Origin of the sequence: Ekhidna sp. (genome assembly GCF_965227465.1) — a bacterium.
Classification (GTDB): Bacteria; Bacteroidota; Bacteroidia; order Cytophagales; family Cyclobacteriaceae; genus Ekhidna.
In genome coordinates this window covers 3,410,047-3,422,193 of sequence record NZ_OZ245746.1, presented here as the reverse complement: position 1 = coordinate 3,422,193, position 12,147 = coordinate 3,410,047, and the positions used below count along the sequence as shown (strand labels likewise).

General features: G+C 39.3%; 11 protein-coding genes. 10 read left to right on the top strand and 1 reads right to left on the bottom strand.

The annotated features are described in order from the left end of the window. Window positions 1-166 precede the first annotated feature (166 nt). From ACO05G_RS15260 to ACO05G_RS15250, 3 genes are read left to right on the top strand one after another with little or no spacing between them, the layout of a single operon-like run. Window positions 167-2,404 carry a serine hydrolase domain-containing protein gene (locus ACO05G_RS15260; protein ID WP_421763521.1) on the top strand — a complete coding sequence of 746 codons (2,238 nt, stop codon included), beginning with the start codon at window positions 167-169 and terminating at the stop codon, window positions 2,402-2,404. Between the two features lie 54 nt (window positions 2,405-2,458). Then, window positions 2,459-3,604 (top strand): N-acetyl-alpha-D-glucosaminyl L-malate synthase BshA, encoded by a 1,146-nt coding sequence (gene bshA, locus ACO05G_RS15255; protein ID WP_348281773.1) that lies wholly within the window; start codon window positions 2,459-2,461, stop codon window positions 3,602-3,604. Window positions 3,605-3,653: 49 nt separating this feature from the next. Further along, complete coding sequence (locus tag ACO05G_RS15250; protein ID WP_421763520.1) at window positions 3,654-4,268, top strand: sterol desaturase family protein; 615 nt, start codon at window positions 3,654-3,656, stop codon at window positions 4,266-4,268. Here ACO05G_RS15250 and ACO05G_RS15245 read toward each other — a convergent pair whose 3' ends face one another. Next, on the bottom strand, window positions 4,269-4,427 hold the full coding sequence (locus ACO05G_RS15245) for a hypothetical protein (protein ID WP_348281775.1): 159 nt from the start codon (window positions 4,425-4,427) through the stop codon (window positions 4,269-4,271). A gap of 103 nt (window positions 4,428-4,530) precedes the next feature. Here ACO05G_RS15245 and ACO05G_RS15240 point away from each other — a divergent pair, with 103 nt between their 5' ends. The 7 genes from ACO05G_RS15240 (at window position 4,531) to ACO05G_RS15210 (ending at window position 11,828) form a co-directional block, all read left to right on the top strand. Next, window positions 4,531-5,628, top strand: a complete 1,098-nt coding sequence (locus tag ACO05G_RS15240; protein WP_421763519.1) for a vWA domain-containing protein — start codon at window positions 4,531-4,533, stop codon at window positions 5,626-5,628. Next, window positions 5,629-7,134, top strand: a complete 1,506-nt coding sequence (locus ACO05G_RS15235; protein ID WP_421763518.1) for a sigma 54-interacting transcriptional regulator — start codon at window positions 5,629-5,631, stop codon at window positions 7,132-7,134. Window positions 7,135-7,183: 49 nt separating this feature from the next. Beyond that, a complete protein-coding gene (locus tag ACO05G_RS15230) occupies window positions 7,184-7,855 on the top strand; it encodes a helix-turn-helix domain-containing protein (protein ID WP_421763517.1) in 672 nt (223 codons plus the stop codon). A 95-nt stretch (window positions 7,856-7,950) separates the two neighbouring features. Then, entirely contained in the window at window positions 7,951-9,288 is a 1,338-nt protein-coding gene (locus ACO05G_RS15225; protein WP_348281779.1) for a PhoH family protein, read from the top strand. Continuing rightward, window positions 9,288-9,848: a peroxidase-related enzyme gene (locus tag ACO05G_RS15220; RefSeq protein WP_348281780.1), complete on the top strand. Its 561-nt coding sequence runs from the start codon at window positions 9,288-9,290 to the stop codon at window positions 9,846-9,848. Before ACO05G_RS15225 ends, ACO05G_RS15220 begins: the two co-directional genes overlap by 1 nt. A 58-nt stretch (window positions 9,849-9,906) precedes the next feature. After that, the gene (locus ACO05G_RS15215) at window positions 9,907-10,569 is read left to right on the top strand and encodes an ABC transporter ATP-binding protein (RefSeq protein ID WP_348281781.1); all 663 of its coding nucleotides are present in this window, start codon (window positions 9,907-9,909) and stop codon (window positions 10,567-10,569) included. Window positions 10,570-10,661: 92 nt separating this feature from the next. Further along, the gene (locus ACO05G_RS15210) at window positions 10,662-11,828 is read left to right on the top strand and encodes a mechanosensitive ion channel (protein ID WP_348281782.1); all 1,167 of its coding nucleotides are present in this window, start codon (window positions 10,662-10,664) and stop codon (window positions 11,826-11,828) included. Window positions 11,829-12,147 lie beyond the last annotated feature (319 nt).

The window sequence follows — 12,147 nt, the reverse complement described above, 5'->3', positions numbered from 1 at the left end:
TACTTATTTGTCGAATGTTGTGATTAATGAACACGACATGAATGAAAAATTGTTCAAATTTAAGATGAAATGTGCACGATTGTTGGAAATACCAAGATGTATTAATTTTTAGTCCGCTATTTGCTCTAACTGTGTTGAGAATAATTCGCGCCACAGCAAACTGATTATGAAAAGCTACATACGAATTCTTTTTTTATTGATCTCAACCTCGGTTTTTTCTACCGGTGTGGAAATCAATGAAGGCGTATGGATTAATGGAGATTCTTTTTACAAATCAATAAAGCATAAAAAAAAGTCAACCATCTACTTTGCAGAGTGGTCTCCTTACGCAGATCAATTTCTAAAGGATGAAGATTATTACGTGGCTATACAGCTGACTAACCGCTTTGACCCCATTCCGAATGATGATATAGAATTGCCCTCCTTAAAAACCCTTGCTGCAGTAAGCAATGATGATTTAATTAAGGACTATTTTCGATTTCTCGAAAGTTTTGGGAGAACTTATGGAATTAATCACATGGTACTCCCTGATTCTTCAAACCTATCCAGGTATGAAAAGGAAGTAGTTAAGCTCGCAAATAATCACTCACCATATTATTTCCTTCACCGTTCATCCCTTTCCAGAACCATACCTGAGTCGAAGAAAGATTTTGAAATAGCATCTGTTTCCAAGCCAACCATATGGATTGCTGAGCAAGATACAGACACCAAAAAATTGAAACGTTGGAGTAGTAAAATCGAGGAAAGAAATCAATCCAATTTTTATGCCTCTTTAGGACAAGCAAAAACGGAAGCTTTTATTCCGGCTTTTAACATACCCCAGACTCTATCCATTTCCATATTCAATGCGAGTGTTGTTGCTATTGACCCTTTTGAAACTTTCCCATTGACATCAGAAGTTGTTAGTTATTTAGGCGCTGATTTGAAGCTAAAACAGCGACTGGAGCAGTATGCCAATGTACTCGAATATAGAATGAATGGAGTGCCATGCATCGTTGATCTTCGTGATTATGAGAGAGAAGTTGATGAGAGAGATATTTTAATACAGACTGGATTAAAACTTCAAAACAACACTTCACTAGCCCTGCCCGAAAACTCAATTCCTAATGTTGATATCTACATAGCCAAAATGCTCTTTGGAGCCAATAAGATTATCGGTAGAAGTATGCTTCCAAATACTCGACAAATTGAGATTACGAGTAGGCTTGGATATACAGACCCGAATGAAGTTGGTTTAAATACCGATCATTTATTGTGGGTGGACTCTCTGGCCATTGATGCCATTAGAAAATACGCTACTCCGGGGATTCAGCTGGCAGTAATTAAAAATGGTGATATCGTCATGGAAAAATCATATGGGTTTTACACTTACGATAGTCTAAGGACTGTGAATAGTGAAACGCTTTATGACATTGCATCTTTAACCAAAGTAATCGCCACACTTCCTGCCGTCGGCTTACTGATTGATCAGGGTCTTATCAATCTTGATGATTCATTAAGTAAGCATTTATCGGATTTTGGTCGGTCTAACAAGTCTGGGGTAACCATTAAACAGTTGCTGGCTCATAATGCAGGCCTGAGATCATATGTTCCCTTCTGGAGTATGGTTCTGACTGGAGATATGTTAGACGCTTTTTATTACAAAACACCGGAAGATGAAGCGAATGACATTAGATCTTATGGTTTGGAGCCGCATCCTAATATGCTGGACTCACTCAAAAGCTTTATTGTGAAGTCAGATCTTATAAAAAATCGAGATTCATATAATTACAGTGACTTGGGCTTCATGATTCTCCACCTTCTGGTAGAGGAGGTTTCAGGGATGTCATTTGATAAATTCCTTAAAGAAAATTTTTATTCCCCAATGGGAATGACCAATACAACTTTCAATCCGTTACGCAATGGCATTTCCCCAAAGGATATTACGCCAACGGAGTATGACAATAGGTACCGCAATTATCAGGTTTGGGGTGAAGTCCATGATCGGAATGCGTTGGTTTTTGGAGGCGTAGCAGGGCATGCTGGCTTATTTTCCACAGCGACAGATCTTGCAAAGATGATGTCTATGTTTATGAATAATGGATATTTTGGCGGAAGACAGTACCTAAGTAAAGAAACTATTACACTTTTTAATCGTCGTTATTTTAGTGAAAATCGAAGAGGTTTAGGGTGGGATAAAAAGGATGGAGAGAAGGATTCTGCCTCTTCACTGGCTAGTGATGAAAGTTTCGGTCATACTGGATTTACCGGTACGATGGTTTGGGCAGATCCTGAAAAGGATTTGGTCTATATTTTTCTTTCAAATCGCATCTATCCGGATGCCAATAATTGGCGATTGGGTGAGTTAAATACACGGACGCACATCCACGATGTTATTCATCAATCATTGAAAAATTCAAACTAGCGAAACTTATTTAAGCGTACATTGGTTTAACACCCTTGAATAAATAACCTAATAATGAAGGTAGGAATTGTATGTTATCCAACCTATGGAGGTAGTGGGGTAGTTGCTACTGAGCTTGGGAAAGCTTTGGCAAAAAAAGGGCATGAGATCCATTTTATTACATATTCACAGCCTACCCGATTAGATTTCTTTAACCCAAATCTTTATTACCACGAAGTAAGCGTAAAATCGTACCCACTATTTCAATATCCTCCCTACGAGTTGGCACTTGCTAGTAAAATGGTGGATGTGGTGTTGAACGAAAAATTAGATCTATTGCATGTGCACTATGCGGTTCCACATGCATCAGCGGCCTACATGGCACAGCAGATTTTGAAAACGAAAGGGTATGAAATCCCATTCATAACAACACTGCATGGAACAGATATAACCATCGTTGGTAAAGATGCTACTAATGAACCTGTAGTTACTTTCTCAATCAATGAGTCTGATGGAGTGACTGCCGTATCTGAAGATCTTAAAAAAGACACGCTTGAACATTTCGATGTTTCTATTCCTATCGAGGTTATTCCAAATTTTATTGACCTGGGTCGATTTAAGAAACAACCGAAAGAGCATTTTAAAAAAGCCATTTGTCCCAATGGGGAGCGATTGGTTGTTCATACCTCAAATTTTAGAAAAGTTAAGCGCGTAGATGATGTACTGAAAGTCTTCTGTGAAGTGAGAAAAGTGGTGCCATCAAAACTTCTATTGATTGGAGATGGACCGGAGCGAAAGAAAATGGAAGATATGGCACGTGAGATTTGTACGGAAGACATTCGGTTTCTAGGTAAGCTGGAAGCCGTTGAGGAAGTGCTATCCGTTAGTGATTTGTTTTTGATGACATCAGAAAAGGAAAGCTTTGGTTTGGCTGCACTCGAAGCTATGGCATGTGAGGTTCCGGTAATCTCTTCAAATGCCGGTGGGCTTCCGGAATTAAATGATGAAGGGAAGTCAGGATACGTATGTGAAATTGGGGATATTGATACGATGGTCAAAAGAGCGATTCATATACTTGATGATGCTAATTTGGAATCATTTAAAAAGGGTGCTTTAGCCCGTGCGAAAGAATTTGACGTAAATAATATACTTCCTAAATATGAAGCGTATTACAATACCGTTTTAGAAAAACATAAAAAATCATTAACACAGAGTTTGTGAAAAATTAGGGTTTCTTTTCCCTAATTTTGCCTTTGAATTAAATGGAGCAATGGAATTAAAAAATAAACCTCACACTAAAGGAACGAAAGCACTCTTCAAGAATAAATTCATGGAGAGACTTACGAGAACACATATAGCAATTCCGCTAATCATTTTCTCAATCATTTCTTCAGGTTTAATGATCTATGGTTTTCAAGAATCATATCTAAATACAACGAATGCAATACTTCTTTTTGTGGCAGGCTTTATGTCTTTTACATTAGTCGAATATGCAATGCATCGGTTCGTTTTTCATCTTACACCGACAACTGAAAAGAGAGAAAAATTCGCCTATACAGTACATGGAGTTCATCATGATTATCCAAAGGACAGGGATCGTTTGGCTATGCCAATTCCTTTAAGTCTTGCGTTATCAACCGGATTCTACTTCCTGTTCAAATTATTTATGGGAGTAAATGTGTATGCGTTTTTACCTGGATTTTTAATAGGGTATGCGGCTTACCTATGGGTACATTACATGGTTCACGCCTTCCAGCCACCAAAAAATTTCTTCAAGGTACTATGGGTGCACCATGGAATACATCACTATAAAGATCCGGGAAATGCGTTTGGAGTTTCCTCTCCTTTCTGGGATTTTGTATTTAGGACAATGCCTAAAAAATAGCTATCCTTCCTTTTTTTTCTGTTTAGCTGCCTTTTTTGCTTCTCTGGCTTTACGTTTCTCCGGTGACGCTGGTTCAAGCGTAGCTTTGAACAATAAATCTCTTGTCCCCCAAATCAAGTTGGTAATTAAAGTAGCGAATATTGGCCTTCTGCCTGGCATAGCGAGTTAATTAGCTTAGGTTAATTTAACGTAAAAAATCCTCATTTCATTATTCTTCCTTCAGAGGAAATCATTCTTGGTTGATTTTAGTTAAGTTAATGCTATGGTCGGATATCGATTTACAGAGTTTATTCCAGAGAAAAATCCGGAGCAAAATACATTTGATAATTTGCTCAATATTTTTCTTCAATTACTTGTCATTACCTCGGGTGATGTCAATGAGGCCTTAAGTTGGTTGACCAACTTAGACCGTGAACATAATATTTCAAATGCAGAGTACGGTATTGGCGATTTCATTGATGACTTGCGTAATAAAGGATACATCGACGATAAAAATGAGAAAGGTGAATTTCGAATTACCGCTAAAAGTGAACAGGAAATTCGTAAAAGTGCATTAGAAGAGATCTTTGGGAAGCTAAAGAAATCAGGAAAAGGCAATCACAAAACTAATCACACGGGTTCTGGTGACGAAATCACCTCAGATTATCGAGAGTTCCAGTTTGGAGATTCAATCGAACAGATTGAGATGACTGAGAGCATAAGAAATGCGCAAATCAACCACGGACTAAATGACCTAACGCTAACGGAGAATGATCTGGAAATTAGAGAGCGGGAGTATAAGACTCAGACTTCCACCGTATTGATGATCGATATTAGTCATTCCATGATCCTATATGGAGAAGACCGTATTACTCCAGCCAAAAAAGTAGCAATGGCACTGGCGGAGTTAGTGAAAAGAAAATACCCTAAGGATACTTTAGATGTAATCGTTTTTGGAAATGATGCCTGGCAGATTGAAGTTAAGGATTTGCCATATCTGAATGTGGGCCCATATCATACCAATACCGTGGCAGGATTAGAGCTTGCGATGGATCTTCTAAGGAGAAGAAAGAACAAGAACAAACAGATATTTATGATTACGGACGGAAAGCCGACGTGCTTGAAAGAAGGAATCAAATACTATAAGAATAGCTTCGGTCTGGACCCTAAAATTTTAAATAAAACAATGAATCTGGCTGCTCAATGTCGGAGGATCAATATTCCTATCACCACGTTTATGATTGCTTCCGATCCATACCTGCAAGAGTTTGTTCGCGAGTTTACCGAAGTGAATAATGGAAACGCTTACTACAGCAGTTTGCAAGGTCTCGGAAACCTCATTTTTGAAGATTATAAAAGAAATAGAAGAAAAAATCTATAAATGCAATACAAAGATTTAAGTGCAGAGCAGAAACTAAAAATAGGCTCGCTAGGTGAACTGAAACAGACTGGTTATCAACCTCAACCCATCAAGGATGAATTACGTGCTAACCTCATTGAAAGCAAACAGAAGGGGGAGAACATATTTGAGGGAATATGGGGGTATGAAGATACCGTAATTCCTGATATAGAGCGTGCAATTTTATCACGACACAACATCAATTTTCTTGGTCTTCGGGGGCAGGCAAAAACACGGATGGCACGTATGATGACCTACCTACTGGATGAATATATCCCGGTTATAGATGGATCGCCGTTAAATGATGATCCATTGCACCCAATTTCAAAATTTGCCCGAGACAAAGTGGAGGAAAAAGGAGATGAAACAGCAATTAGTTGGATGCATCGAGATGACCGATACACAGAAAAACTAGCTACTCCTGATGTGACCATTGCAGATTTAATCGGTGATGTAGATCCCATAAAGGCAGCCAGCTTAAAACTTCCATATTCAGATGAACGAGTGATTCACTTTGGACTAGTTCCACGGTCTCATAGGGGGATTTTTGTTATTAATGAGCTTCCTGATCTTCAGGCCAGAATTCAGGTTGCTTTATTTAACATTTTGCAGGAGGGTGATATCCAAATAAGAGGTTTCAAACTGCGAATGCCGTTAGATGTGCAATTTGTTTTTACTGCTAATCCAGAAGACTACACCAATAGGGGGTCAATCGTTACGCCCCTCAAAGATAGAATTGATAGTCAGATCATCACGCACTATCCATCCTCAATAGAGATCGGCAAAAAAATCACCGAGCAAGAAGCGGTGCTTGCCAATGCACAGAGAGATGGAGTAGAGATTTATGAATTAGCCAAAGACCTCATTGAGCAGATTGCCATGGAAGCTCGTGATAGTGAATATGTGGATGCCAAAAGCGGTGTTTCAGCTAGGCTGACTATTTCGGCATTTGAAAATTTGGTAAGTGCATGCGAACGGAGAATGCTAATGAGTGGAGAGGCCAAAACAAGTGTTCGCGTGAATGATTTTATTGGCGTTATTCCTGCCATTACGGGAAAGGTTGAGTTGGTTTATGAAGGAGAACAGGAAGGACCTGGGATAGTAGCTAATAACCTTGTTGGTAAAGCAATCCGATCTCAGTTTATTAATTACTTCCCGGATCCGGAAAAAGAGCGTAAAAAAGAAGAGGGTAATCCCTATGAGCCAATTAAGGAATGGTTTGAAAAGGGGAATATGATTGACCTGCTATTTGATGCCACGGAAAAAGATTATCAAAAGGAATTGAAAAACATCCCAGGACTAGAAAAGCTCGTTGATAAGTACCAGAAGACATCTCACGAAGGATTTAAATATTTTTTAATGGAATTTGCGCTATTTGGCTTAGCAGAATACAGCATGCTCAGCAAGCATCAATTGGAGCAAGGCATGCAATTCAAGGATTTGTTTACCAGCATGTTTTCCATGCCAGAAATGGGAGACGATGAATAAAAATGAACGACAGCCTTCTTTTAACTGACAGAGTGATAAATAAGAATCCATGGGCCCAGCTAAAAAGATCCCCACACATGAGAAAGTGAAAGAGGCACTCCATTTAATTCGAGGCGGAGAGGGACAATTTGTTGAGTTTAAAAAGAAGGTTAACCACCCGGAAAAAATTATTCGAGAGGTTGTGGCCTTTGCAAACAGCTCTGGGGGTCACTTATTTGTTGGCGTAGAGGATAGCGGACGTATTTCGGGTGTGAAGTACCCGGAAGAGGACGAATACATTTTATCCAAAGCAATAACTGATCTATGCAGGCCGAAAATTTCTTTTTCGGTGGATATTCTCCAAATACAAAGTGATGTTGAGATTCTCCACTACCGAATTGAGGAGAGCGATAATAAACCCCACTTTGCGTTTCTTGTAAAGAAACATCGATATGGAAAAGCATTCGTTCGATCCGAGGACCAGTCCATTCAAGCAAGCTATGAGGTTCGTCAAATTTTGAAAAGAAGCAAGCAGGTACATCAACCAATCGAGTTTGAGGAAAAAACCCAAGAGCTTTTTAGACACTTTGAGAGTCACCCGTGCATTACACTGACGGAGTACAGTCAGATTAGTGGGCTTAACAAAAAACTTGCATCTAATAAACTCATCCACTTAGCTCTTTCGGGAGCACTGAAAATTCAACCAAAGGAAGGAGGGGATATATTTATCCCCGCTGAATAATTTTCGTCAAATTCCTGAAGTTTCACTTCTTTTTTTCAAGTGAAAATCCAATATTACAGTTCATCCTTCTTAGGAACTGTAAACCACACATCCGCATGGCAAAATCTTCCAAGCAGAAAAAAATATTTGTACTAGATACTTCCGTTATACTCTTTTCGCATGATTCTGTTCTCAATTTTGCAGAGCATGACGTTGGGATACCCATTACCGTTCTTGAGGAACTGGATCAGTTCAAAAAAGGCAATGACACCAAAAATTTTGAGGCTCGAGAGTTTATTCGATTGTTAGATCGGTTGGCTAAAGATCATAGCCTTCAGGATTGGATCCCATTAAATGGGAAAACCCGAGGCAACTTCAAGGTGATAATGGATTCTGATAGTACCCTTGATGCTACGCAGGTATTTAATGATGGTAAGAACGACCATCGAATACTTAATGCTGCGTTGACCATTAAGGAACAGGAGCCAAAACGAAAGGTGATATTGGTTTCTAAGGATATAAACCTTCGTCTCAAAGCTAAATCACTAGAGTTACCGGCGGAAGATTATGAAACAGGCAAAATAAAAAATGTAAATACGCTTACCACAGGCAAGACTGAGCTGGAGGATATTAACTCCGAGCATATCGATGAACTCTTTAAGAAAAATGTGGTTGACCGCAAGAAAATTCTGAAGCGAAAGAAGTTTCCAGCCAATAACTACTTTATTCTAAAGAGTGAAAAGAACTCAGTATTGGGCTATTACAACCCAATAGAAGACACAGTAGAAAAGGTTGAAAAGCAGATGGTATATGGGATAAAACCTAAAAATGCTGAGCAAACCTTTGCGATGCATGCCATGCTGAATCCGGAAATTAAATTGGTAAGTATCAATGGAGTTGCGGGTACAGGTAAGACACTTCTGGCACTCGCATCCGCATTGGAACAAAGAAGAAATTTTAAGCAGATATACCTCGCCCGTCCGATTGTCCCATTAAGCAACAAGGACATTGGATATCTACCCGGGGACATTAAATCAAAGCTCAATCCGTATATGGAGCCATTATGGGATAACCTCAAATACATCCAACATCAATTCAAGGAAAATGATAAAGAGTTTACCCGGATTACAGATATGGTAAATCAGGAGAAACTGATGATCACACCTCTTGCATACATAAGAGGGAGAAGTCTTTCTAATATCTTTTTTATTGTAGACGAGGCACAGAACCTGACCCCTCATGAGATCAAGACCATAATAACCAGGGCTGGAGAAAACACGAAGATTATCTTTACAGGTGACATTTATCAAATTGATACGCCTTATCTGGACTCACAATCCAATGGACTATCTTATTTAATTGACCGAATAAAAGATCACCCAATGTTTGCGCATATCACGCTCGAAAAAGGGGAGCGATCTGAACTAGCCAACCTGGCAAACGATCTTTTGTAATGGCTTATATAGACATCATTCAGCCTGAAAATGCAGAAGGTAAGCTTAAGGAGATTTATGATGGGTTGATTGAAAGTAGAGGTAAGATTGCGGAAGTTCATAAAATACAATCACTCAATCCTGAGTCGATTACCAATCACATGAACCTGTATATGACCATCATGTTTGGTCGTTCACCCCTCAAGAGGGTACATAGGGAAATGATGGCGGTAATTGTATCTGTTGCAAACAAGTGTGAATACTGTCAGATCCATCATCTGGAAGCCGTTAAAAATTTCTGGAAGGACGATGAGAAATTAGAGGATTTCAAAAAAGACTTTGAAGCATCCGGACTGGATGAAAAAGAAAAAGCGTTATGTCGTTTTGCGAAATCGTTGACGATATCGCCAGAAAAATCCAAGGATGAAGGCCTAATACGACCACTGAGAAAATTGGGGTTTTCAGATCGCGAAATACTCGACGCTACTTTGGTAATAGCATATTTCAATTTTGTCAATCGAATGGTTTTAGGTCTTGGAGTTGATTTGGAAGAAAATCCAGGTGGATATAAGTATGAATAGTGCATCCAAATTCATTTCATTTCGTTAGGTTTAGCTTGTCATAATAACTCAATACCACATGATCAACCTAAAAGACGTCAGCAAATTCATTGAATCAAAATATCAACGAACATTCATTTTAAAAGGAATTGATTTAGAGATAAATGAAGGTGAATTTGTGAGTATCATGGGACCATCCGGTTCCGGTAAATCAACCTTACTCAATATCATTGGCATGCTGGATAAGCCATCCGAAGGAGAATACTACTTCATGGATGAGCCTGTCCACAAGTTGAGAGAAAAGCGAATTTCCAGAATTCATAAGGAGCACATTGGATTCATTTTTCAGGCTTATCACTTAATAGACGAACTCACTGTCTATGAGAACATTGAGACCCCTCTCATCTATCGTGGAGTCAAAGGAAAAGAGCGTGCCAGCATGATCGCAGAGATGCTTGACCGATTTAACATGGTTGCAAAAAAGGATCTTTTCCCTGAGCAGCTTTCGGGCGGACAGCAACAATTGGTTGGAGTTGTACGGGCGATCATCGGTAAACCAAAACTTCTACTGGCAGATGAGCCTACTGGAAACTTGCATTCTTCTCAGGGGGAGGAAGTTATGGATGTGCTCAAACAATTGCATGAGGCTGGGATGACCATTATTCAGGTGACCCACAATGAAAAATTTGCTGGATATGGCTCCAGAATCATCAATTTGGAAGACGGTCGAGTGACCGAATAACTCCAAAATTCAAAGTGTTAAGTTGGTTACCAAAATCCGTATATTTGGATTAAGAGAAGATTATTTTTAACAAAACCAATTTAACCATGAATATGCCAGATTACGTAGAGCGATTAATTCACACCATTAGTGACTCACTTCCAGGAGTCGTCGGGGCGGTGCTTGTATTGATCGTGGGATGGCTTTTTGCAATACTTGTCAGAAAAGTAGTGCACAGCCTAATGAAAAAGACCGAGTGGGATGAGCGCCTACTTGGCAATACCATTGTAGACACCAATAAGTTTATAGCTAATCTGGTTTATTACATTCTGATGCTGATCATACTTTTGATCGTATTAGAGATGCTGGGAGTGAGTTATGTTCTGGATCCTATCCGTAACATGCTCAATGAATTCCTTGGATTCATACCAAACATCCTCGCAGGTATGGCCATTATATTCATCGGCTATATCATAGCCAAATTCATTTCCAATCTGGTGAAAATGGCCGGAAGTTTTTTTGATAGGCTGGCCAATAACATGGGCTTCAAAGAGACCGACAAGTTGGTTCATTTTATCCAACAAGTTGTATTTATTGTGATTTTCATTCCTTTCATTATTCAGGGATTGAATGCACTTCATCTGGAGGCCATTACTAACCCAGCGAATAATGTTCTTCATCAGATGCTGGATTCAGTTCCAAACATCATTGGGGCGGTATTGATTATTTCTATTTTCGTTGTAGGGGGTAGATTCATTACCTCTTTCGTGAAGGACCTATTAGCGAATGTAGGGATCGATAAACTAGTTGATAAACTTCAGCTAAAGTCTGTTTTAGGCAAGCAAAAGCTATCGGGCATAGTAGCAAATGTTATCTTTTATTTCATGGTTTTCTTCGGGGTTATTTCTGGTGTAGAAATGCTGGGACTGGATCGCTTGGCTGAAGTGCTACATACCATCCTGAATTTGTCAGGTAATGTCCTTTTCGGCCTGATCATTTTAGTGATGGGCAACTTCCTGGGTTCGGTGATCTTCAAATCAATGAATGGCTCAGGAGAAAACACATTCTTGGCAGGAATTGCCAGAGTGGCCATTGTAGGTTTGTTTTTAGCAATTGCATTGAGGACGATGGGGATTGCCAACAGTATAGTAGAACTGGCCTTTGGTCTTACCCTGGGAGCTATAGCGGTGGCAGTTGCACTTTCCTATGGATTGGGAGGACGAGAAGCTGCCGGAAAGCATATGGAGCAAATCCTTAAGAAGCTTCAGAATAAAAAATAGTTAAGGAATTATTAAAAAATAAAGCCTCGGTTTGATTTCAAATCGAGGCTTTTTATATCTAGGCAAAGCAATGAGCTAAAATGGGTTGGTACTGTTCGCCGTATTTGCGGTAGCACCATTCTCTCAGTTCCCGAATTTCATCAGGCACTAAGGCCTTGATTGCTTTTTTTAATTCTTTCTCAAATAGCCGTTTATCAAAGCTTACTTTCGATAAAATAGTTTTGAAGTATTCTAGCATGTGAATTATTGTTAATGATCAAACCCACACCTTAAATTTGGCGTTCTGGTTTGAAAGTGAAAATCTTAACATTTTAGACTG